The organism is Bradyrhizobium sp. ARR65 (genome assembly GCF_000472385.1).
Classification (GTDB): Bacteria; Pseudomonadota; Alphaproteobacteria; order Rhizobiales; family Xanthobacteraceae; genus Bradyrhizobium.
Window position 1 is genome coordinate 19,488 of record NZ_AWZU01000016.1, and the last position, 22,334, is coordinate 41,821.

A 22,334-nucleotide genomic window follows, 5' to 3' on the forward strand; every position below is an offset into this window, starting at 1 on the left:
ATGAACCAGATCCTTTTCGTGATCGGCGACTGGCCGATCCATGCGAACGAAGCGCTGATCGGCTTCGGCGTGCTCACGCTGGTGCTGTTGGCCGCGCTCGTCATCGTGGTGGCGCGCTCGGGCAAACGCGGCGTGGAGCTGGCGGCCGTCCAGGCCATGCGCTCCGATGAGCTCGAGCAGCGCTTGAGCGAGATGCTGCGCGTGCAGAGCGAGGCCAATGGCCGCGTTGACGCGATGGCGCAGGCGCTGGCCGGACGGCAGGCCGAAATGGCGCGCGCGGTCAACGAGCGGCTGGATTCGGTCACCCATCGCGTCGGCCAGTCAATGGAACAGACCACGCGCAACACCATGGATTCGCTGCGCGTGCTGCACGAGCGGCTCGGCATCATCGACGATGCGCAGAAGAATCTCTCCCACCTCACGACCCAGGTCACGACCTTACGCGACGTGCTTGCCAACAAGCAGTCGCGCGGCGCCTTCGGCCAGGCGCGGATGGAAGCGATCGTGCAGGACGGTCTGCCCAAGGGCTCCTACGAGTTCCAGTACACGCTCGGCAACGGCAAGCGCCCGGATTGCGTGGTGTTCCTGCCGGACCAACGCCCGCTCTGCATCGACGCGAAATTTCCGTTGGAGGCGATGACGGCCCTGCACGATGCCCGCAGCGACGAGGAGCGCAAGCTTGCCGCGCAGCGGCTGCGCACGGACGTGCTCAAGCATGTCGGTGATATCGCGGAAAAATACCTCATTCCCGGCGAGACCCAGGATAACGCGCTGATGTTCGTGCCGTCGGAGTCGGTCTATGCCGAAATCCACGACGGCTTTGATGACGTGATCCAGAAGGCCTATCGCGCTCGCGTCGTGCTGGTGTCGCCGTCGCTGCTCATGCTGGCGATCCAGGTCATGCAGCAGATCATGAAGGACGCCCGCATCCGTGATGCCGCCGACCAGATCCGCACCGAGGTCATCAACTTGGGCGACGATCTCACCCGCTTGCGCGAGCGCGTGCTCAAGCTGCAAAAGCATTTTGGCGACGTGAACGAGGACATCAGGCAGATCCTGATCTCCGCCGACAAGATCGAAAAGCGCGCCGGGCGGATCGAGGAACTCGATTTCAGCAAGACCGACGCGCCGGTGGAGGCGCCGCGGCTGGTGAAGCCGGCCGCACCCGAACTGTTCCCGGTCCCGCGCAAGCTGCAGGCGGGGGAATAGTTACGCTTGACCGGACGCGTGGGATGGGTTGAGCGTAGCGAAACCCATCACTTTCGGAGATCGGATGAGACATGGTGGGTTTCGCGCAGCCTGTCATCGGGCGCGCGTTCGCGCGCCCGATGGCTCAACCCACCTTACGATCCTGCATGACCGCTCCGGAAATCGTATCCAAGATCAGCGTGCCCGCCGAAGCCCCTAAACCCACCTGGCGCGAGAGCCTTGCGGTTTACCTGCAGCCGCGGGTGCTGATCGTGCTGTTCCTCGGCTTTTCCTCAGGGCTGCCTCTGGCGCTTTCGGGCTCCACGCTCCTGGTCTGGATGCGCGAGGCCGGCGTCGATCTCGGCACCATCGGCCTGTTCGCGCTGGTCGGCACGCCCTACACGCTGAAATTTCTATGGGCGCCGCTGATCGATGCGCTGCATGTGCCGTTCTTCACCCACGCTTTCGGCCGCCGCCGCGGCTGGCTGGTGTTCTCGCAAGTCCTGTTGATCGCAACGATCCTGTTGCTGGCGATAGCGGATCCGGCGCGTTCGGCGCTCTTCGTCGCGCTGGCGGCGCTGCTGGTTGCGACCGCCTCGTCGACGCAGGACATCGTGGTCGATGCCTTCCGGATCGAGAGCCTGCCCGAAAGCGAGCAGGCCGCCGGCATGGCCGCGTACGTCGCCGCCTATCGCATCGGCATGCTGGTCTCGACCGCGGGCGCCCTCTTCATCGTCAGCGGCTTTGAGGGCGCGGGGCTCACGCGCGGTGCGGCGTGGACATGGGGCTATGTTGTAATGGCGGGCATGGTGCTGATCGGCACCATGACGGCGCTTCTGGCCACGGAACCGGAACAATCCGCGCAGGCCGAAGCGGCGACGCGCGCCGAGACCGCCTTCGTGCGCGTGCTGCATGCCGCGGTCGGCGCGTTCACCGAGTTCCTAAGCCGCAAGGACGCGGTCGCCGCGCTCGCCTTCGTGGTGCTGTTCAAATTCACCGACGCCTTTTCCGGCACCATGACCGCCCCGTTCGTCATCGACCTCGGCTTCTCCCGCAACGACTATGCGGCGATCGTGAAAGGCGTTGGCCTCGCGGCCACCTTGATCGGTGGGTTCGCCGGCGGCTTTGTCGCGCGGCGCTATTCGCTTGCGGCGAGCTTGTGGATCGGCGGCATATTGCAGGCGGTCGCCAACCTCTCCTTCTCCTGGCTCGCGGTGATCGGCATCAACCAATGGGCGCTGGCGCTGGCAATATCCGCGGAGAACTTCACCAGCGCGATCGGTACCGTGATCTTCGTCGCCTATCTCTCGGCGCTGTGCCAGAACCCGCTGCACACCGCGACACAATACGCGCTGCTCACTGCCCTCTCCGCGGTCGGACGCACGTATTTGTCGTCGGGGGCGGGTTTCGTGGCCAAGGCCGTGGGATGGCCGGCATTCTTCGCGATCTGCGTATTCGTGGCGATACCGAGCCTGATGCTGCTGACCTGGCTACAACGGCGCGGCCATTTCGAGACGCTGGGGCCGGTGAAGGTTTGAGTTCGGCGCAACCGCGCAAACCGCGTGGGATACGCAGCGAAAGCCATCGCCTCGCAACGATGGTGGGTTTCGCTTCGCTCTACCCACCCTGCGACGGCTAACAGCTCAACGCTGCTTCACCAGACTCCATTTGGTGATCACCGCCTCGCTCATTTGCCCGGCGTCCTGGGCGCAGGCGACCTCGTCCACCTTCACCGAGATTTCCTTGCCGACAAGAGCCTTCAACTGCGCGGCCTGGGTGCCGCTGGTGGTGACGAGTTGGAAGGTTTCGGGTCCCGTCTCCAGGTTGCACAGCCCGTTCGGCGGCGGCAGCCGGCGCGGCTCCGTGGTGATCTGGTAGGTCGCAACCGGCTTGCCGTCCTTGGCATCGCGCACGCGCAAGGCGTTGAGTTCGCCCGAGAGCACATCGCCGGTATTGATCGGCTTGCCGGCCTTGAGCGGCGCCGGCGCCTCCGCAGGCTGCTCCGCGCGGCCGGCGGAGGCGGGAAAGCTCGCCAGCAAAATCGACGCAAAGGTCAAGCCGATGGCGAATCGTCGCTTCGTCATTCGTCAGTCTTCCGTGTGTTCAGGCTAGAAGAGGGTGCGCTGGCGCATTGCCGCAGATAGCGTACCTTCGTCGAGATAATCAAGTTCGCCGCCGACGGGCACGCCGTGGGCCAGACGTGTCACCTTGACGCTGGCGTCCTGCAACAGATCAGTGATGTAGTGCGCGGTGGTCTGACCGTCGACGGTTGCATTTAGCGCGAGAACGATCTCGCTCACCTGCGGGTCATGAGCACGGGCGACCAGCGCATCGATGGTGAGATCCTGCGGGCCGACGCCGTCGAGCGGCGACAGCGTTCCGCCGAGCACGTGATAGCGTCCACTGGTTGCATTCGCCCGTTCCAGCGCCCAGAGATCGGACACATCGGCAACCACCACGATGATTGCGGCATCTCGGCGCGGATCGGTGCAGACGGTGCAGGGATTTTGCGTATCGATATTGCCGCAGGTCTTGCAGACCTGGATCTTGTCGATCGCGACCTGAAGCGCACTGGCGAGCGGCGCCATCAGCGCTTCGCGCTTCTTGATGAGGTGGAGTGCAGCCCGGCGCGCCGAACGCGGACCAAGCCCCGGCAGGCGCGCCAGGAGCTGGATCAGGCGTTCGATCTCGGGGCCGGCGACGGCGCTGGGCATTTCTGACGGGCCGGATGTCTTATGAACCAAGCCCCAGCAGGCCGGGCGGCAGGCCAAGGCCGCCGGTGAAGGCCTGCATCTTTTCCTGCATCGCGGTTTCGGCCTTGCGCCGGGCATCCGCGTGCGCGGTTACCAAGAGATCCTCGAGGATCTCGCGCTCTTCCGGTTTCATCAGCGAGGGGTCGATCCTGACGCCCTTCACTTCCATCTTCGCGCTCATGCGAACCGCAACCAGCCCACCGCCGGCGAGGCCCTCGACCTCCACATTGCCGAGCTCTTCCTGCATCTGCTGCATCTTGGATTGCAGTTGCGCCGCCTGCTTCATCATGCCGAGAAAATCAGCCATCGGTGCATCCTCTATGGTCTCGCTTGAGCATGGTCTTTTCGGAAAACCACTGCACGCTTCCTCGCTAACGCATCCCTTCGCGTCCCGATCATGCTCTAAAAATCGTCGTCGCTATCAGGCGCGTCATCCCCGCCGAACTCGCCATCGCCAAGGTTCGCGCCGATATCGGATTCCGGCGGCTCGGCGGCAAGGCGGCGTACCTCGACAATGCGCGTCCCGGGAAATCGTGCCAGCACCTCCATAACACGTGGGTCGGCTTCGGCGGCGCGCTCGCGCTCGTTCTTCTTGACGAGATTCTGCTCGCGCAAGGTCGGTTGTCCGGCCTCGTTGGAGACGACCACGGCCCAGCGCCGGCCCGTCCATAGCTCGAGCTTGCGCGACAGCTCGGTCACCATGGTCCGCGACGCCTGCGGCTCCAGCGCGATCTCCAGCCGCCCGTCCTCGATGCGAACCAGGCGAACATCGGCCTCGAGCGCGGACTTGGTCAGGAGGTCGCGGTTCTCGCCGGCAAGCGCCACGAGCTGCAGAAAGCTCGTGATCCGCCGGACGGGCGCGCCCTGCGGCTCCGGCACCGTCATTTGCGGCTGCTGGCGGACGGAAGCCTCGGCGCGCGGCGCGGCGGGCGCACGCGCTGGCGAGGCCGAGATCGAGGAGACCGGCGACGTCGGTGCGCCGCGCGGCGCCGCAATCGGCGCGATCGTCGCAGCCGCCCCGCCGTTCTGTTCGATCATTTTGATCGCTTCGTCCGGGGTCGGCAGGTCGGCGACATAGGCAATACGCACCAAGACCATTTCCGCGGCCGCCGCCGGGCGCGTTGCACCTTGCGTCTCGGTGATGCCCTTGAGCAGCATCTGCCACATCCGCGACAACACCCGCATCGACATCTTTGTCGCGAACTCGCGCGCGCGCAGCCGCTCGGTCTCGCTATAGGCGAGGTTATCGGCGGTCGCCGGGACGATCTTGACGCGGGTAACGAAGTTGACGAACTCGGCCAGATCCGAGAGCACCACGACCGGATCGGCGCCAGTGTCATATTGCTCGCGGAATTCGCGGAACGCGCCGGCGATATCGCCGCGCACCAGCGAATCGAACAGATCGATCACCCGTGTGCGGTCGGCGAGCCCCAGCATCTGCCGCACCGCGTCTGCCCGGACCGGCCCTGCCGCATGCGCGATCGCCTGATCGAGCAGCGACAGTGAGTCGCGCACCGAGCCTTCCGCCGCGCGGGCGATGATGCCAAGCGCCTCCGGCTCGATCTCGACCCCTTCCTTGGCCGCGATATTGGCGAGATGCTTCATCAGCACATCGGCCTCGACCCGGCGCAGGTCGAAGCGCTGGCATCGCGACAGCACGGTGACCGGAACTTTCCGGATCTCGGTGGTGGCGAAGACGAACTTGGCGTGCTCCGGCGGTTCCTCCAGCGTCTTCAAGAACGCGTTGAAGGCCGCGGTCGAGAGCATGTGGACTTCGTCTATGATGTAGACCTTGTAGCGGGCGGTGGCCGGCGCGTAACGCACGCTATCGTTGATCTGGCGGACATCATCGACGCCGGTATGGGATGCGGCATCCATTTCCAGCACGTCCATGTGCCGGCTTTCCATGATCGCCTGGCAATGCACGCCGAGGGTCGGCATGTCGATGGTCGGCCCCTTCATCGAGCCGTCCGGCAGCTCATAATTCAGCGCGCGCGCCAGGATGCGCGCCGTGGTCGTCTTGCCCACCCCGCGCACGCCGGTGAGGATCCAGGCTTGCGGGATGCGGCCGGTCTCGAAGGCATTGGAAACGGTGCGGACCACCGCGTCCTGGCCGATCAGATCGGCAAAACTGGAGGGGCGGTACTTGCGCGCCAGCACGCGATAAGGCTTGGCTCCGCCTGCGGCCGCAGCCGAGTCGAGACCGCCAGGGGCGGCGCTGTCGGGCTTTGAAGGAGGGGCGCCGGCGTCGGTCATCGAGCGATCCGCAAATGAAACGTCTTTCGGCCGGCTTCGATCGGCTGACGGTGCATAGCCTGGCCGCACAGCCGCAGCCGGTCTTGCGGACGACGCGCCCAAACGAACGACGCGGGGGCGAGATGCTCGCCCCGCTTTGCGCGATTCGCTCGAAAAACAGGTAGGAGACTGACGAGCGACCCGATCCGGACCTCGTTAGGGCTGCTTCCTTCCGGACCTGACCCGGTTGGCGAGTGGCTCGTCCACCGCCAATCTCCCGATCCCTATTTGGGGCCAAAAGGGGCAGAAAGCAAGCGGGGTGTTACAGCTTGTTCCGTCATGGCCGGGCTTGTCCCGCCTGCGGGACCGCCTACTTGCTCCGGCCTTGCAAAAAAGGCGTGGATGCCCGGCATAAAGCCGGGCATGACGGGTGTTGTTTGCGGCCCGAGTGTCTGCAACGGTAGGGGACGAATTCGAGAACCCGTATGCCCGAATCCACCTGGTCGCTGCATCCCCAGCTCAAGAAAGACACCATCGACATCGGCGACCTGCCGCTCTGCCGGGTGCTGGTCATCAAGGACGCCAATTACCCATGGCTGCTGCTGGTGCCGCGGCGCGAGGACACGGTCGAGATCATCGACCTTTCCGAGATCGAGCAGGCGCAGTTGACGACGGAAATCTCCCGCGTGGCGCGGGCGCTGAAAGACATCACCAAATGCGACAAGCTCAACATCGCGGCGCTCGGCAATGTCGTGCCGCAGCTCCATGTGCATGTGATCGCGCGCCGCCAAAACGACGCCGCCTGGCCGCGTCCGGTCTGGGGTGTGGTGCCGCCGCTCGCCCATGACGCCGAGGAAGTGCAACTTTTCATCAGCGCGCTACGCCGCAAGATCTGGTTGGGTTGAACAGAACATGTCCGCATTCGATTCGTTTCCGCTGGGCAAGCCCGCGTTCGTCGGCAACATCCTGGATCGGGCGGCGCATCTGCGCACAAACGAGCAGAAGCTGCTGTCGCTGGAGACCGATCCGAGGGCGCGCGCCTATATCGTCTCTCGCGATTCGCTGGTGGTGAAGCGGGAGGGTGAGGCATCGCGAGCGCTGCTCACCATCGACGAGGCGCTCACATTCGGCGCCAATCCGGGTACGGTGTTTTTGGGCCTGCGCGACGGCGCGCCCGTGTTCGGCATGGGCATTGCGCCGCAGGCCGCCGAAAAGCTGATCGGCCGCGACGATGTGGCCGTGAGCGAACTGCGCGCCATGGCGATGCAGGGCACCATTCCGCCTGAGCAACTATCGGCGGTCGCGGCGGCGAAATCGCTCGTCAACTGGCACCAGCGGCACGGTTTTTGCGCCAATTGCGGCGCGCGGACCGCGATGCGGGAAGGCGGCTGGAAGCGCGAATGTCCGGCTTGCAAGACTGAACATTTCCCGCGCACCGACCCCGTCGTGATCATGATGGTGGCCAAGGGCGACAAATGCCTGATGGGGCGGCAGTCGCGTTTCATGCCCGGCATGTATTCCTGCCTGGCCGGCTTTGTCGAAGCCGCCGAGACGATCGAGGACGCGGTCAAGCGCGAGGTCTTCGAGGAAGCCGGCATCCGCTGCACCGACGTCGCTTACTACATGACGCAGCCTTGGCCGTATCCGTCGTCGCTGATGATCGGCTGCACCGCGCGCGCCCTCAATGAAGACATCGTGATCGATCGGTCGGAACTGGAGGATGCGCGCTGGTTCGACCGCGACGAAGCGCGCTTGATGCTCACGCGCCAACACCCCGACGGACTTGCCGGGCCGCATCCCTTCGCCATCGCGCACCATCTCTTGGGGCGCTGGCTGCAGGAGGACGAGCCTTCTGCCGGATAGCAGAAAGCGCCGCCAGGCACGGGGGACGTCTTCCATAGCGCTTTTCGGCTGGCGATTACCCAAGGCCGGGACATGAACGGCCGCGTTCGTTTTGCCTCGGCCGCCACCCTGAAATGCATCCGCCTGCTGCGAGTGCTTTGCTGCCCCGCAACATACTGGAATCGAAGAGGTTTTGGGTTAGAACCGGGGCAGATCGACGGACCGGAGACCGCGATATTCAGCTTGATATAGAAGATTTTTCTTTATATCAGAGTCATCCGCTCCATATATGGAACTTTATTCTCATGAACGAGCTCGCCGTCCAATTTCCTAACGAACATGGCCGTCGCCTGGACGCCATCGACCGTAAGATCCTGATGGTACTCCAGGAGGATGCTTCCCTGTCCGTCGCCGAGATCGGCGACCGTGTGGGGCTGTCGTCGACACCGTGCTGGAAGCGCATTCAGCGCCTGGAGGCCGATGGCGTCATCCTGCGCCGCGTCGCGCTGGTCGACCAGAACAAGATCGGGCTCGGGATCACGGTGTTCGTCTCCGTCGAGAGCTCCGATCATTCCGAAGCCTGGCTGAAGAAGTTCGCCGAAGCGGTCAGCGCCATGCCCGAGGTCATGGAGTTTTACCGCATGGCCGGCGATGTCGATTACATGCTGCGCGTCGTGGTCGCGGACATGCAGAGCTATGACGTGTTCTACAAAAAGCTGATCGCGACGGTGCCGCTGAAGAATGTCACCTCGCGCTTTGCGATGGAGAAGATCAAGTCGGTCACCGCGCTGCCCGTCCCGGCGGTGGCGGCGGCGTGATCGTTTATAAGCGGACAGTGCTGGATCGAAACGACTTCCTAGCGGTCCCGTCACCCCTGAGGAGCTTGCGGAGCAAGCGTCTCGAAGGGCGACGGCCGGGCTCTCGCAGCGTGGCCGTCCATCCTTCGAGGCTCGCCGGCGCTCGCGCCTAAGGATGACGGTTCGAGCGATGTGGTGATGAGGCGCTCGCGCCGTGCTGCCTCAAATCTTCTGATTGTACTCGCCCACCTCGGGGTGGGTGCGCAACACCTTGTCGACGACCTCGAACATGTCGCGCATGCGCTGCTCGGAGACCGGGCTTTCGACCACGACCACCAGCTCCGGCTTGTTCGACGAGGCACGCACCAGGCCCCAGCTACCGTCCTCTACGGTGACGCGAACGCCATTGACGGTGACGAGATCGCGGATCTTCTGGCCTGCAACCGTCTCGCCCTTCTTCTGCAAGTCCTGGAAATGCTTCACGACCGCGTCGACCACGCCATATTTGGCTTCATCCGCGCAATGCGGCGACATGGTCGGCGATGACCAGGTCTTCGGCAGCGCGTTCTTCAGGTCCGCCATCGATTTGCCCGGCGCGCGATCGAGCATCTCGCAGATCGCGATCGCCGACACCAGCCCGTCGTCATAGCCACGGCCGAACGGCTTGTTGAAGAAGAAGTGGCCGGACTTTTCGAAGCCCGCGAGCGCGCCGAGCTCGTTGGTGCGGCGCTTCATGTAGGAATGGCCGGTCTTCCAATAGGTCGTCGTCGCGCCCTGTTTTTGCAGCACCGGATCGGTGATGAACAGCCCGGTCGACTTTACGTCGACCACGAATTGCGCATCCTTGTGGATCGCCGACATGTCGCGCGCCAGCATCACGCCGACCTTATCGGCGAAGATCTCTTCGCCCTCGTTGTCGACCACGCCGCAGCGGTCGCCGTCGCCGTCGAAACCCAAGCCCACATCGGCCTTGTGCGCCAGCACCGCGTCGCGGATCGCGTGCAGCATGTGCAGGTCTTCTGGGTTTGGATTGTATTTGGGGAAGGTGTAGTCGAGCTCGGCATCGAGCGGCACCACCTCGCAGCCGATCGCCTCCATCACCTGCGGCGCAAACGCGCCCGCGGTGCCGTTGCCGCAGGCCACGACCACCTTGAGCTTGCGCTTCAGCTTGGTCCGCTTGGTCAGATCGGCGATGTAGCGCGCCGGAAAATTCTCGTGGAATTGATAGGAGCCGCCGGCCTCGTTCCTGAACGCGGACGAGAGCACGATCTCCTTCAGCCGGCCCATCTCATCGGGACCGAAGGTGAGCGGACGATTGGCGCCCATCTTCACGCCGGTCCAGCCGTTGTCGTTATGTGAGGCCGTCACCATGGCGACGCAGGGGACGTCGAGCTCAAATTGAGCAAAATACGCCATCGGCGTCAGCGCAAGGCCGATGTCATGGACCTTGCAGCCCGCCGCCATAAGTCCGGAAATCAGCGCATATTTGATCGAGGCCGAATAGCCACGGAAATCGTGCCCCGTCACGATCTCTTTCCTGGCGCCGAGTTCCGCGATCAGCGTCCCTAACCCCATGCCCAGCGCCTGCACGCCCATCAGGTTGATTTCCTTGTTGAACAGCCAGCGCGCGTCATATTCGCGGAAGCCGGTCGGCTTCACCATCGGCTCGGATTCAAAGGCATAGGTGTTGGGCAGGAGTACCGGCTTCGGCGTGGGAAACATGAATCGACCTCGTCGTGAACGCGAACTTCAGTCTAGCGCAGCGGCAGCGAATAGATAGCCGCCGCGGAAGGCGGGATTATCAGTTTGTGATGACTATAATTCAGGCGGATTTGCGAGTTCACTTAGCTGTCATCGTCCACGAAAGCGGACGATCCGTTATTCCAGAGGCTTCTGACGACCGGAAATGCCGCAGCGTACTGAATGCCGGCGGTCAAGCCCGGGGCATGACGAAGAGGAGCCTTACTGCTGCAGCACCAACTGGCCGTCGCTGTATTCAAAGCGCTTCAGGCGCGACAGGAACGACAGCCCCAGCAGGTTTTCCGACAGCGCTTCGTCGGGCAACACCAGGGCATCGACATCGCGCAGCACGAGCCCGCCGACATCGATCATGGGAAGGCGGGTGCGCGCGCCCTTGATCGTGCCGTTGGCGGTGGTGACGTTGGCGGTGTAGTCGTTGCGCGAGGGGTGCAGGCCGAAGCGCGCGGCCGAGCTCTCGTTCACAGCCACCACCGACGCGCCGGTATCGACCATGAAATCGATCCGTTGCCCGTTGATGCGCGCCCCGGTGAGGAAATGGCCGCGGCTGTCGCGTGCAATGGCAAGGCTACGGGAGCCGGCCGGGACCGGCGCCTCAACCGCGACGGCTTTGCTGACGACAGGTGTAGCGGAGGCAGGCTGCGGCGTCATCTTGGCGGCGATATCGGCCATGAAGATGCCGAGCCCGCCAATGACCGCCGCAAACACCATCAGATTACGCATGACGCTACAACTCGCGTTTCAAGCCGGGTAATTTCATCACGCCGGCCGCAACACTGCGACGGTCCGGCCAGCCATTTTCGCGAAAAGTGTGAGCGAAAGGTTAACGTCCTCTCCTCACCTCTCCCCGCAAGAGTGGCGCGGGGGGAAGATCAGGTCCCCCGCGGTTTCACCCGGCGCGTCGGCAGCGCATTGGCGGGGTCCTCCGGCCAGGGGTGGCGGGGATAACGGCCGCGCAAATCCGAACGCACGGCGGCATAGCTGCCGCGCCAGAAACCCGGCAGGTCGCGCGTGACCTGCACGGGTCGCTGCGCGGGCGACAGCAATTCAACCACCAGCGGCACCGCGCCGCCCGCGATCGAGGGATGGGCATTGAGCCCGAACAATTCCTGCAGGCGCACGGCAATGGTCGGCCCCTGCGCGGCCTCGTAATCGATCGTAACTTGCGTGCCGGTCGGCGCCTCGAAATGCGTCGGCGCCTCGCGCTCGAGCCGGCCGCGCAAATCCCACGGCAACAGCGCCATCAAGGCTTCCGACAGATCGCCGGCGGAAAGATCTTTCAGCGACGTCTTGTCATAGAGCGCACCCACCAGCCAATCCTCACACCGCGCGGCAAGGGCGTCATCCGACAGATCCGGCCAGGGGTCGCCTTCGGCCTTGCGCAAGAACATCACGCGGTCGCGCCACTGTTTTGCGGCCTTGGACCACGGCAATTTGTCGAGGCCGACGGCGATCAGGCCGTCGGCGAAAATGCGCGCGGTCTCGGCTGAAGGCGTGAGCGCCAGCGGAGCTTCAGAAAGCGTCACGGCATGCAGGCGGCGTCGGCGCCGCGCCCGCAATCCGAGCGCATTGCGATCGAAGCTGATCTCATCAGCGGTTTCGATCTGATCGGCGAAATGCAGCTCGATCTCCGCCTGCGTGATCGGCGCCGCCAGCAGGATGCGCCCGCTGGCCGCTGCGCCCGTGAGCTCTCCAACCGCGATATAGGGCGCGCGGGCCAGTGAGGAGGCTTGATCGACGCTGGCACCACGGCCATTGGCGAGCACGAAACTGCCGTTGCCGCGATTGCGCGCGATGCGATCGGGGAAGGCGAAGGCGAGCATGACGCCCGCCGACAACTCCGCCTCCCCTCGCGGCGCGGCGGAGGGCGAGGACGACTTGACTTGCGCGGCCCAGCGGCGGGCGAGATCGCGGGCGCTGGCCGCGCGCGGCGCACGGTCGCGGCGGAACTGCTCGACCCTGGCATCGAGATCGACGCTGTCGCCGCCAAGCCCGCGCTCGGTGAGAATGGCGGCGATATCCGCCGCCGGCTCGGCCGACCCGAAACGCTCGGAGTCCACGATCATGCGCGCGAGCCGCGGCGGCAGCGCCAGCGCACGCAGGCTTTTGCCCTCGGCCGTGATGCGACCATCGGCATCGAGCGCGCCGAGCTCGGACAACAGGCTCTTGGCCTCCTTCAACGCAGGCGCAGGCGGCGGATCCAGAAACGGCAGCGTGGTCGGATCGGCAACACCCCATTGCGCGACGTCCAGCACCAGCGACGAGAGATCCGCGCTCAGGATTTCCGGCTGGGTGAAGGGTGCAAGCGAGGCGGTCTGCAGCTCGTCCCAGAGACGGTAGCAGATGCCGGGTGAGGTGCGGCCGGCACGGCCGCGGCGTTGATCGACGGCGGCGCGCGAGGCGCGCACGGTTTCCAGCCGCGTCAGCCCGATATTCGGCTCATAGCGTGGCACGCGCGCAAGGCCGGAATCCACCACGATGCGGACGCCCTCGATCGTCAGCGACGTCTCCGCGATCGAGGTCGCCAGCACCACCTTGCGGCAGCCTTTTGGTGCGGGCGCGATGGCGCGATCCTGAACGCTTGCGTCGAGCGCACCGAATAGCGGTACGATCTCGATTCCCGCATCCTGGATACGCTCTTTCAATGCTGTTTCGATGCGGCGGATTTCAGCCGCGCCCGGCAGGAAGGCCAGCACCGAGCCGGGATCGGCGCGTAGCGCGGTGATGATGGCGTCGGCCATCTGCCGTTCCAGTGGCACATCCGGCTTGCGGCCGAGATAGCGCGTCTCGACCGGAAAGGCGCGGCCTTCGCTGGCAACCACCGGCGCATCGCCGAGCAGTTTCGCCACCCGCGCGCCGTCCAGCGTGGCGGACATCACGAGCAGCCGCAAATCCTCGCGCAGGCCCGTTTGCGCATCGCGCGCCAGCGCGAGGCCAAGATCGGCGTCGAGCGAGCGTTCGTGAAATTCGTCGAACAGCACCGCCGCGACACCATTGAGTTCGGGATCATCGAGGATCAGCCGCGAGAAGATGCCTTCGGTGACGACCTCGATCCTGGTGGTGCGCGAGACTTTCGAGCCGAAGCGAACGCGGTAGCCGACGGTCTCGCCCACCCGCTCGCCAAGTGTCTTTGCCATGCGCTCGGCGCTGGCGCGCGCGGCGATGCGCCTGGGCTCAAGCACGATGATCCTCTTGTCCTTGGCCCAGGGTGCGTCGAGCAGCACGAGCGGCACCCGCGTGGTCTTGCCCGCGCCGGGGGGTGCGACCAGCACGGCGGCGTTGGTCCTGGCCAGCGTATCCGAGAGCTGGTCGAGAACCGCGTCGATCGGGAGGGGCGCGTCGAAGCTGCGGGGCAATATCTCGTATCCGTCATCACCCGCGAAGGCGGGTGATCCAGTAAGCTCAGGCCTTCGCAATCACGAAGATCGAGAGTACTGGATACCCCGCATGCGCGGCGTATGACAACCAAAGCGTCACTTCCCCTTCGAAGGCCGGCCGACGCTTTCGTAGACAAAGCCGTGCGCGGCCATCTCCTCGGGACGGTAGATGTTGCGCAAGTCGACCACGACCGGCTGCGCCATCTCGCGCCGCAGCCGCTCCAGGTCCATGGCGCGATACTGCACCCACTCGGTCACCAAGACCATCGCGTCCGCGCCCTTGGCGCAAGTGTAAGGGTCCTCGCAATATTCGATATCGGGCAGTTCCTTGCGCGCCTGCTCCATGCCGGCCGGATCATGCGCACGCACCTTGGCGCCCATGTCGAGCAGGCCCGTGACCAGCGGGATCGACGGCGCCTCGCGCATGTCGTCGGTGTCGGGCTTGAAGGTCAGGCCGAGCACAGCGATGGTTTTGCCGCGCAAACTTCCGCCTGCGGCGGCGGCGACCTTGCGCGCCATCGCCCGCTTGCGGTTGTCGTTGACGCCGAGCACCGCCTCGACGATGCGAAGCTGCACGTCGTAATCCTGCGCGATCTTGATCAGCGCACGCGTATCCTTGGGAAAGCAGGAGCCGCCGTAGCCCGGACCTGCGTGCAGGAATTTGCTGCCGATGCGATTGTCGAGGCCGATGCCGCGCGCGACCTCCTGCACATCGGCGCCGACCTTTTCCGAGAGATCGGCGATCTCGTTGATGAAGGTGATCTTGGTGGCGAGAAAGGCGTTGGCCGCGTATTTGATCAGCTCTGCAGTGCGCCGCGCGGTGAACATCAACGGGCCCTGATTGAGAGACAGCGGACGGTAGATTTCGGCAAGCACCTTGCGGCCGCGTTCGTCCGAGGTGCCGATCACGATACGGTCGGGGAACTTGAAATCGCGGATCGCCGCGCCCTCGCGCAAGAACTCCGGATTGGAGGCGACGACAACGTCCGCGCTCGGATTGGTTTCGCGAATCACCCGCTCGACCTCATCACCGGTGCCGACCGGCACCGTCGACTTGTTGACCACCACCGTGAAGCCGGAGACGGCACGCGCGATCTCGCGCGCGGCCGCGTAGACGTAAGTAAGATCGGCATGGCCATCACCGCGACGCGACGGCGTGCCGACCGCGATGAACACCGCATCGGCTTCGGCCACGGAAACGGACAGGTCGGTCGTGAAATCAAGCCGCTTAGCTTTGACGTTGGTCTCGACCAGCGTATCGAGGCCGGGCTCGAAGATCGGTATCTCGCCGCGCTCGAGCGATGCGATCTTCTCCGCATCCTTATCCACGCAGGTGACGTTGTGACCGAAGTCCGCAAAGCAGGCTCCGGAAACCAGCCCCACATAGCCAGTGCCGATCATGGCAATTCGCATGAAACAACCACCTCGAATGGTTAACGCGACCGCCTCTTATCCGGCCGCGGGAAGGAAAGCAAAGAATACGGCATGTCGTTTGTATGAATAAAGGGGACAGCAACTGATCGGCCGGATGATGCAAGAATACCGCCTCACAAAGGGACAGCAATGACCAAAATCGGTACAGCGCTCGCATCCAGCGGCCCTGCCGCTGGGACCGGCGGACGCGTCGACTGGGTGGACTACGCCAAGGGCATCTGCATCGTCATGGTGGTGATGATGCATTCGGTATTGGGCGTGGAGAAGGCGACCGGCCAGACCGGCTTCATGCACCTGCTGGTCGCCTTCGCAAAGCCGTTCCGGATGCCGGATTTCTTCCTGATTTCGGGGCTTTTCCTGCCGCTCGTGATCAATCGCGACTGGCGCACCTATCTCGATCGCAAGGTGGTGCACTTCGCCTATTTCTACGTGCTGTGGGTGACCATCCAGTTCGGCTTCAAGGCGCCCGCCTTTGCCGCCGAATCAAGCTGGGCGCAGGCCGGCCTGCTGTATCTTGAATCCTTCATCGAGCCGTTCGGCACGCTGTGGTTCATTTACCTGCTGCCGATCTTCTTCGTCGTCATAAAACTGACACGCAACGTTTCGCCGCTCCTGATCTGGAGCGTTGCCGCGCTCCTTGAGACGCTGCGGATCGGAACCGGCTGGACCGCGATCGACGAGTTCTGCGCGCGATTCGTCTACATCTATTCCGGCTATCTGTTCGCCTCTCAAGTGTTCGCTTTGTCGAATTGCGCCCGCGCCTATCCTATGCGCGCGCTCGCTGCGCTGGCGTTATGGGCGCTGATCGACGGCGGCCTCGTTGCGCTGGGTTATAGCGAACTGCCCTTGCTATCGCTGATGCTCGGCATCGCGGGCGCCTGCGCGATCGTGACTTCAGGCACGCTGCTCGCGCATGCCCGCCGGCTCGATGCCTTGCGCTTCTGCGGCGAGCACTCGATCGTGATCTATCTCGCGTTCTTCCTGCCGATGGCGGCGACCCGGACGCTGCTGCTCAAGACGGGCCTGATCGAAGATATCGGCGCGATCTCGCTGATCGTCACGATCGCGGGCGTGGCCGGTGCGCTGCTCATCTGGCGCCTCGCGCTCGCCGTGCACGCCAATTTCCTGTTCGAGCGGCCGGACGCGTTCTGGATCGCACCGAAAAAACAGGCGACCGCATTGCAGGCCGCGGAATAGGCTCTTTCGGCGACATCGCCCGGCGAAGGCCGGGACCCATAAGCGCAGGCGCGAGTTTGTGGCGCGCGGCGGTAACAGCTCTCGCAACGACATCTGCCTGGGATTATGGGTCCCGGCCTTCGCCGGGCGACGGAATTTGCTTGTTTGCGAAGCCAAAATCCGGCTTCAAAGCCTGTCATTTGCCGCAAAAATTCTTAAATTGGCGTCATGCCCAAGACCTCCCCCAAAGTGACCACCGAAAAGCCGGCCGCAACGAAGGCCGCTGCTCCGAAACCCGTTGCCGCCAAAGCGCTCGGCAGGGGCGACCATGTCTTCCTCGTCGACGGTTCCGGCTACATTTTCCGCGCCTATCACGCGCTGCCACCCTTGAACCGTAAGTCCGACGGCCTGCAGGTCAATGCCGTGCTCGGCTTCTGCAACATGCTGTGGAAGCTGTTGCGGGAGATGCCGGAGGACAACCGGCCGACCCATCTCGCCGTCGTCTTCGACAAGAGCGAAGTCACCTTCCGCAACAAGATCTATGCCGATTACAAATCGCACCGGCCGCCTGCGCCTGACGACCTGATCCCGCAATTTCCGCTGATCCGCTCCGCCGTGCGCGCCTTCGACCTGCCCTGCCTCGAGCAGGCCGGATTCGAGGCCGACGACCTGATCGCCACTTACGTGCGCCAGGCCTGCGAACGCGGCGCCACCGCGACCATCGTGTCGTCCGACAAAGACCTGATGCAACTCGTGACCGACTGCGTCACCATGTACGATACGATGAAGGACCGCCGCATCGGTATCGCCGAAGTGCGCGAGAAATTCGGCGTACCGCCGGAGAAGGTGGTCGACGTACAGGCGCTCGCCGGCGATTCCACCGACAACGTGCCGGGCGTGCCCGGGATCGGCGTGAAGACCGCGGCGCAGCTCATCATCGACTATGGCGACCTCGACACGCTGCTCTTGCGCGCGAGCGAGATCAAGCAGCCGAAGCGGCGCGAGGCGCTGATCGAGAACGCCGAGAAGGCGCGGATTTCGCGCCAGCTTGTGCTGCTCGACGACAAGGTCGACCTGGAGGTCCCGCTCGACGACCTCGCGGTGCACGAGCCCGACGCGCGCAAGCTGATTGCGTTTCTGAAGGCCATGGAGTTTTCGTCGCTGACCCGGCGGGTCGCGGAGTACGCGCATGTCGACCCCGCAGATGTCGCGCCGGATGAGCTGTTGAAGAGCGGCAATGGATCCTCCTCGCCTGCGGCCCAACGCGTGCTGCCGGAAGAGAGTGCCCCGGCTTTGCCCGCGCCCGGTGGCGGCAAAGAGCGGCCCAAGCCGAACGCGGCCGGGCCCAACAAGGCCGCACCGGACAAGAGCGACAAGGCCGCCAGCCTCAAGGGCACGCCGGCTGCGCTTGCGACCGCGCGGGCGGAAGCGGCGCGCAATACCCGCGTTGATCGCAGCAAATATCAGACCATCCAGAGCCTGGACCAGCTCAATGGGTGGCTCGCGCGTGTCCATGACGTCGGCCATTTCGCGATCGAGACCAAGGCCAATTCGATCGATCCGCTGCAGGCGGAGATCTGCGGGATCGCGCTGGCACTCGCTCCGAACGACGCTTGCTATATCCCGCTCGCTCACAAGCAGCCCGGCAGCGGTGCCGGCCTGTTCGACGCAGGACTTGCGCCCGGCCAGATCAAGGCGACCGACGCACTGGCCGCGCTGCAGCCGTTGTTGGAGGCGCCCGGGCTGCTCAAGATCGGTTTCAACGTCAAGTTCAATGCGGTGATGTTCGCGCAGGAAGGCATCATCTTGCGCAACTACGACGACGCGCAACTGATGTCTTATGCACTCGACGCGGGACGCGGCGCACATGGGCTGGATTCGCTGGCCGAACGCTGGCTCGGCCACGCCATGCTAACCTTTGGCGAACTGACCGGCAGCGGCAAGAACAAGCTCTCGTTCGACCAGGTCGCGATCGACAAGGCCACCGCCTATTCGGCGGAGGACGCCGATGTCATTTTGCGGCTCTGGCGCGCGCTGAAACCGCGCCTCGTCGCCGAACGCATGACTGCGGTCTACGAGACCTTGGAGCGCCCGCTGGTCGCGGTGCTGGCACGCATGGAGCGGCGCGGCATTTCGATCGACCGCCAGGTGCTGTCGCGGCTGTCGGGAGACTTTGCCCAGACCGCCGCGCGGGTCGAGGCGGAGCTGCAGGAACTCGCGGGCGAGCCGATCAATGTCGGCAGCCCCAAGCAGATCGGCGACATCATCTTCGGCAAGATGGGTTTGCCCGGCGGCAGCAAGACCAAGACCGGCGCCTGGTCGACCTCGGCGCAGGTGTTGGACGAGCTTGCCGAACAAGGCTACGAGTTTCCGAAGAAGATCCTGGAATGGCGCCAGGTCTCGAAACTCAAGTCCACCTATACCGATGCGCTGCCGAACTACGTCAATCCGCAGACCCATCGCGTGCACACCACCTACGCGCTGGCCGCAACCACGACGGGGCGGCTGTCCTCGAACGAGCCGAACCTGCAGAACATCCCGATCCGCACCGAGGACGGCCGCAAGATCCGCCGCGCGTTTATTGCGACCCCGGGCCACAAGCTGGTCTCGGCCGACTATTCGCAGATCGAGCTGCGGCTGCTCGCCGAGATCGCCGATATCCCCGTGCTAAAACAGGCCTTCCGCGACGGGCTCGACATTCACGCCATGACGGCGTCGGAAATGTTTGGCGTGCCTATCAAGGACATGCCGAGCGAGGTGCGCCGCCGCGCGAAGGCGATCAATTTCGGCATCATCTACGGCATCTCCGCCTTTGGCCTTGCCAACCAGCTCGGCATCGGCCGCGAGGAGGCGTCCGCCTACATCAAGAAGTATTTCGAGCGCTTCCCGGGCATCCGCGCCTATATGGACGAAACCAAGGAGTTCTGCCGCAAATACGGCTATGTCACCACGCTGTTCGGCCGCAAGTGCCACTACCCAGAGATCAAGGCGAGCAATGCCTCGGTCCGCTCATTCAACGAGCGCGCCGCGATCAACGCGCGATTGCAGGGCACCGCCGCGGACATCATCCGCCGCGCCATGGTGCGGGTCGAGGAGGCACTCACGGACAAGAAACTCTCGGCGCAGATGCTATTGCAGGTGCATGACGAGTTGATCTTCGAGGTGCCCGACGAAGAGGTCGCGGCGACGCTGCCGGTGGTGCAGAAGGTGATGCAGGACGCGCCGTTCCCCGCGGTGCTGCTCTCGGTGCCGCTGCATGTCGATGCGCGTGCCGCCGACAACTGGGACGAGGCGCACTAGCCCCCTTTTGCTCCGAGTTGATCGCCTCATATCGGTGCAATTGCGCGATGGCATCGCCGAACGCTCACCGGTAAGAAACGCGGCAAACCTATCGCGAGTGCCCAAAATGCCTGCCACTTCCGCCCTGCTCGGCTTCGCCCTGCTCTCCTTCGGTCTCGTGCTGACGCCGGGCCCGAATATGATCTACCTCATTTCGCGCTCGATCACGCAAGGACCGGCGGCCGGTATCGTATCGCTGGGCGGTGTCGCACTCGGCTTCGTGTTCTACATGCTGTGTGCGGCCTTCGGCATCACGGCACTGCTGTTCGCCGTGCCCTACGCCTATGATGGCTTACGCTTTGCGGGCGCGGCGTATCTGCTCTGGATGGCGTGGCAGGCCATAAAGCCCAACGGACGCTCGCCGTTCCAGGTGAAGAAACTCGCGGTCGACAGTCCGCGCAAACTGTTCGTGATGGGCCTTGTCACCAACCTGCTCAACCCGAAGATCGCGATGTTGTATCTGGCGCTGTTGCCGCAATTCATCGATCCGGCGTCAGGCAGCGTGCTGGTGCAATCGCTCGTGCTGGGCGCCATCCAGATTTGCATCAGCGTGAGCATCAACGCTCTGATCGCGCTCAGCGCCGGCGGAATCGCACTGTTTCTGTCCACGCGCCCGGCCTGGATGCTCGTTCAGCGCTATCTGATGGGCACGGTGCTGGCAGGACTTGCGGTGCGAATGGCGTTCGAGGCGAAGCGGGCGTGAGGCCGCCCCCCGGTCGTCATGCCCCGCAAGTCGGCTTTAACCGACTTGCGCATTCACTATGCCGATCTCGGGTAAACCCGAGATCGAATGCATGCGGGCATCCAGTACCCCGTGGCGTCTCGGCTCAAGCACAACCGCCTCTGGAATACTGGATCACCCGCTGGAGCCTGTCATCGGGCTCGCCGAAGGCGAGACCCGATGGCGGGTGATGACCACCTTTAATCAATCAAGCTTTACGTCCATGCCGCGCTTGACGCCCGGGCGCGCCATCAGCGTGTTGTACCAGCGCTCCACATTCGGAAAATCCGAGAGCTCGACCTTGTGGCGCGGATGGCGCCAGGCCCAGCCGAGGATCGCGAAATCGGCAACGGAGAGGTCGCCGGCGACGAATTCGCGGCCGGCAAGACGGCGGTCGAGCACGCCATAAAGCCTTCGCGTCTCCGCCATGAAACGCTTCAGGCCGTAGGCGCGGTCCTGCTCGTTGTCGAGCGCAATGAAGTGATGCACCTGGCCCGGCATCGGCCCGAAGCCGCCCATCTGCCACATCAGCCATTCATAGACCGGGATACGGTCGATCAGGGGCTTGGGCAGGAACTTTCCGGTCTTCTCGCCGAGATAGAGCAGGATCGCTCCGGACTCGAATAGGCTGACCGGCTTTCCATCGGGACCGTCGGGATCGACGATGGCCGGGATCTTGTTGTTCGGGCTGATCGCCAGAAAATCGGGCGCCATCTGCTCGCCCTTGGTGATGTTCACCGGGATCACCTTGTAGGCCAGCCCCATTTCCTCCAGCGCCACGGAAATCTTGCGGCCGTTCGGCGTGTTCCAGGTGTGAAATTCGATGGTCATGTGCTCCCCTTGACGGCCCTTCAGCTCTTGTTCAGATGCGCGTCTGTAGCATCCTTGACTATTGCTGAGCAAAGCGGCCCGTCGCCTCCCACCCGAGGGCTGGGGACCGCGGCCATTCCTGCGCTGTTGACGGCCGGGATCGGCTCTGGAATGTGCGCGAGAGCGCCGATAAATTGCGCCCGCTGCCGTAAAGCGAGAAAAGAACCTTGTCCAAATCAGCTTCCCGTGCCCGTCTTCACGACATCATCCGCAGGCGCTCGTTCGGCCGCGGCGAAGTCACGCTGGCTTCGGGCCGCAAGAGCGATTTCTATTTCAACCTCAAGCCGACCATGCTCGACCCCGAGGGCGCCGCGCTGCTCGCGGAGCTGACCTTTGAGGCGCTGAAGGACGACCAGCTCGATTATATCGGCGGGCTGGAGATGGGCGCGGTTCCGCTGGCCGGTGCGATCGCGCAGCTTTCGTGGCTGAAGGGCCATCCGATCGCCGCTTTTTTCGTCCGCAAGAAGCCGAAGGAGCATGGTGCACGGCTCGCGATCGAGGGGCTCACCAAGGGCGAGAGCCTGGAAGGCAAGCGCGTGGTCGTGGTGGAGGACGTTACAACCACCGGCGGTTCGGCGATGAAGGCGGTCGAGGCCCTGCGCGAGACCGGCGCCAATGTCGCGCTGGTCCTGACCATGGTCGACCGCGAGGAAGGCGCGAGCGGCACGTTCGCGGCAGCCGGTCTGCCCTTCCGCTCGATCTATAAGGCCTCGGAATTCTTGAAGGAGTGAGGCTCCCTCTCCTTGTCCTTAGGGGGAGAAAGTTGGGCTGAGGGGCTCTATCCACGAGCGCAACTTTTGGGCCCCCCTCGCCCGCCTCGCATCGTACGACGGGCGGCAACCTC

At 64.2% G+C, this 22,334-nt stretch carries 18 protein-coding genes and 1 other RNA gene; 9 read left to right on the forward strand and 10 right to left on the reverse strand.

Annotated features, from left to right (window positions below; genetic code table 11):
* Entirely contained in the window at positions 1-1,209 is a 1,209-nt protein-coding gene (locus F758_RS0118595) for a DNA recombination protein RmuC (protein WP_024509276.1), read from the forward strand.
* A 146-nt stretch (positions 1,210-1,355) separates the two neighbouring features.
* Entirely contained in the window at positions 1,356-2,726 is a 1,371-nt protein-coding gene (locus F758_RS0118600; protein ID WP_024509277.1) for an AmpG family muropeptide MFS transporter, read from the forward strand.
* A 105-nt stretch (positions 2,727-2,831) separates the two neighbouring features.
* Here F758_RS0118600 and F758_RS0118605 read toward each other — a convergent pair whose 3' ends face one another.
* The 5 genes from F758_RS0118605 to ffs form a co-directional block, all read right to left on the reverse strand.
* Complete coding sequence (locus F758_RS0118605) at positions 2,832-3,272, reverse strand: hypothetical protein (protein ID WP_024509278.1); 441 nt, start codon at positions 3,270-3,272, stop codon at positions 2,832-2,834.
* Positions 3,273-3,296: 24 nt separating this feature from the next.
* Positions 3,297-3,902: a recombination mediator RecR gene (gene recR, locus F758_RS0118610; protein ID WP_024509279.1), complete on the reverse strand. Its 606-nt coding sequence runs from the start codon at positions 3,900-3,902 to the stop codon at positions 3,297-3,299.
* Between the two features lie 19 nt (positions 3,903-3,921).
* On the reverse strand, positions 3,922-4,248 hold the full coding sequence (locus F758_RS0118615) for a YbaB/EbfC family nucleoid-associated protein (RefSeq protein ID WP_024509280.1): 327 nt from the start codon (positions 4,246-4,248) through the stop codon (positions 3,922-3,924).
* Between the two features lie 95 nt (positions 4,249-4,343).
* Positions 4,344-6,197: a DNA polymerase III subunit gamma/tau gene (locus F758_RS0118620; protein ID WP_024509281.1), complete on the reverse strand. Its 1,854-nt coding sequence runs from the start codon at positions 6,195-6,197 to the stop codon at positions 4,344-4,346.
* Positions 6,198-6,357: 160 nt separating this feature from the next.
* Positions 6,358-6,454: signal recognition particle sRNA small type (gene ffs / locus F758_RS47110), an RNA gene on the reverse strand.
* Between the two features lie 207 nt (positions 6,455-6,661).
* On the opposite strand from ffs, the gene F758_RS0118630 reads away from it, so the two are divergent.
* The 3 genes from F758_RS0118630 (at position 6,662) to F758_RS0118640 (ending at position 8,836) form a co-directional block, all read left to right on the forward strand.
* Positions 6,662-7,081: an HIT domain-containing protein gene (locus tag F758_RS0118630; RefSeq protein ID WP_024509282.1), complete on the forward strand. Its 420-nt coding sequence runs from the start codon at positions 6,662-6,664 to the stop codon at positions 7,079-7,081.
* Between the two features lie 7 nt (positions 7,082-7,088).
* Positions 7,089-8,039: an NAD(+) diphosphatase gene (nudC, locus tag F758_RS0118635; protein WP_024509283.1), complete on the forward strand. Its 951-nt coding sequence runs from the start codon at positions 7,089-7,091 to the stop codon at positions 8,037-8,039.
* A 284-nt stretch (positions 8,040-8,323) separates the two neighbouring features.
* Positions 8,324-8,836 (forward strand): Lrp/AsnC family transcriptional regulator, encoded by a 513-nt coding sequence (locus F758_RS0118640; protein ID WP_024509284.1) that lies wholly within the window; start codon positions 8,324-8,326, stop codon positions 8,834-8,836.
* A 201-nt stretch (positions 8,837-9,037) separates the two neighbouring features.
* On the opposite strand, the gene F758_RS0118645 is transcribed toward F758_RS0118640, so the two are convergent.
* From F758_RS0118645 to F758_RS0118660, 4 genes are all read right to left on the reverse strand, one after another.
* Positions 9,038-10,537, reverse strand: a complete 1,500-nt coding sequence (locus F758_RS0118645) for a phosphomannomutase/phosphoglucomutase (RefSeq protein ID WP_024509285.1) — start codon at positions 10,535-10,537, stop codon at positions 9,038-9,040.
* A gap of 240 nt (positions 10,538-10,777) precedes the next feature.
* The gene (locus F758_RS0118650) at positions 10,778-11,296 is read right to left on the reverse strand and encodes a TIGR02281 family clan AA aspartic protease (RefSeq protein ID WP_024509286.1); all 519 of its coding nucleotides are present in this window, start codon (positions 11,294-11,296) and stop codon (positions 10,778-10,780) included.
* A 149-nt stretch (positions 11,297-11,445) separates the two neighbouring features.
* Positions 11,446-13,929 (reverse strand): ATP-dependent helicase HrpB, encoded by a 2,484-nt coding sequence (gene hrpB / locus F758_RS0118655; RefSeq protein WP_024509287.1) that lies wholly within the window; start codon positions 13,927-13,929, stop codon positions 11,446-11,448.
* A gap of 117 nt (positions 13,930-14,046) precedes the next feature.
* Positions 14,047-15,363 (reverse strand): UDP-glucose dehydrogenase family protein, encoded by a 1,317-nt coding sequence (locus F758_RS0118660; RefSeq protein ID WP_024509288.1) that lies wholly within the window; start codon positions 15,361-15,363, stop codon positions 14,047-14,049.
* 150 nt (positions 15,364-15,513) lie between these two features.
* Between F758_RS0118660 and F758_RS0118665 the strand changes: the two genes are divergently transcribed.
* The 3 genes from F758_RS0118665 to F758_RS0118675 all read left to right on the forward strand — a co-directional run bounded on the left by F758_RS0118665 (position 15,514) and on the right by F758_RS0118675 (position 20,602).
* Entirely contained in the window at positions 15,514-16,581 is a 1,068-nt protein-coding gene (locus tag F758_RS0118665; RefSeq protein ID WP_024509289.1) for an acyltransferase family protein, read from the forward strand.
* A 207-nt stretch (positions 16,582-16,788) separates the two neighbouring features.
* Complete coding sequence (gene polA, locus F758_RS0118670) at positions 16,789-19,860, forward strand: DNA polymerase I (RefSeq protein ID WP_024509290.1); 3,072 nt, start codon at positions 16,789-16,791, stop codon at positions 19,858-19,860.
* A 106-nt stretch (positions 19,861-19,966) separates the two neighbouring features.
* Positions 19,967-20,602: a LysE family translocator gene (locus F758_RS0118675; RefSeq protein WP_024509291.1), complete on the forward strand. Its 636-nt coding sequence runs from the start codon at positions 19,967-19,969 to the stop codon at positions 20,600-20,602.
* 222 nt (positions 20,603-20,824) lie between these two features.
* Here F758_RS0118675 and F758_RS0118680 read toward each other — a convergent pair whose 3' ends face one another.
* A complete protein-coding gene (locus F758_RS0118680; RefSeq protein WP_024509292.1) occupies positions 20,825-21,451 on the reverse strand; it encodes a glutathione S-transferase family protein in 627 nt (208 codons plus the stop codon).
* 206 nt (positions 21,452-21,657) lie between these two features.
* Between F758_RS0118680 and pyrE the strand changes: the two genes are divergently transcribed.
* On the forward strand, positions 21,658-22,221 hold the full coding sequence (gene pyrE / locus F758_RS0118685; RefSeq protein WP_024509293.1) for an orotate phosphoribosyltransferase: 564 nt from the start codon (positions 21,658-21,660) through the stop codon (positions 22,219-22,221).
* Positions 22,222-22,334: the final 113 nt, after the last annotated feature.

Bases quoted from the DNA above. Each gene is read 5' to 3' on its own strand.
- F758_RS0118615 (WP_024509280.1), bottom strand. From the start codon at position 4,248: ATGGCTGATTTTCTCGGCATGATGAAGCAGGCGGCGCAACTGCAATCC.
- F758_RS0118645 (WP_024509285.1), bottom strand. From the start codon at position 10,537: ATGTTTCCCACGCCGAAGCCGGTACTCCTGCCCAACACCTATGCCTTT.
- F758_RS0118630 (WP_024509282.1), top strand. From the start codon at position 6,662: ATGCCCGAATCCACCTGGTCGCTGCATCCCCAGCTCAAGAAAGACACC.
- recR (WP_024509279.1), bottom strand. From the start codon at position 3,902: ATGCCCAGCGCCGTCGCCGGCCCCGAGATCGAACGCCTGATCCAGCTC.
- F758_RS0118650 (WP_024509286.1), bottom strand. From the start codon at position 11,296: ATGCGTAATCTGATGGTGTTTGCGGCGGTCATTGGCGGGCTCGGCATC.
- F758_RS0118660 (WP_024509288.1), bottom strand. From the start codon at position 15,363: ATGCGAATTGCCATGATCGGCACTGGCTATGTGGGGCTGGTTTCCGGA.
- nudC (WP_024509283.1), top strand. From the start codon at position 7,089: ATGTCCGCATTCGATTCGTTTCCGCTGGGCAAGCCCGCGTTCGTCGGC.
- F758_RS0118620 (WP_024509281.1), bottom strand. From the start codon at position 6,197: ATGACCGACGCCGGCGCCCCTCCTTCAAAGCCCGACAGCGCCGCCCCT.
- F758_RS0118640 (WP_024509284.1), top strand. From the start codon at position 8,324: ATGAACGAGCTCGCCGTCCAATTTCCTAACGAACATGGCCGTCGCCTG.
- F758_RS0118675 (WP_024509291.1), top strand. From the start codon at position 19,967: ATGCCTGCCACTTCCGCCCTGCTCGGCTTCGCCCTGCTCTCCTTCGGT.
- F758_RS0118605 (WP_024509278.1), bottom strand. From the start codon at position 3,272: ATGACGAAGCGACGATTCGCCATCGGCTTGACCTTTGCGTCGATTTTG.
- F758_RS0118595 (WP_024509276.1), top strand. From the start codon at position 1: ATGAACCAGATCCTTTTCGTGATCGGCGACTGGCCGATCCATGCGAAC.
- F758_RS0118665 (WP_024509289.1), top strand. From the start codon at position 15,514: ATGACCAAAATCGGTACAGCGCTCGCATCCAGCGGCCCTGCCGCTGGG.
- polA (WP_024509290.1), top strand. From the start codon at position 16,789: ATGCCCAAGACCTCCCCCAAAGTGACCACCGAAAAGCCGGCCGCAACG.
- F758_RS0118600 (WP_024509277.1), top strand. From the start codon at position 1,356: ATGACCGCTCCGGAAATCGTATCCAAGATCAGCGTGCCCGCCGAAGCC.
- F758_RS0118680 (WP_024509292.1), bottom strand. From the start codon at position 21,451: ATGACCATCGAATTTCACACCTGGAACACGCCGAACGGCCGCAAGATT.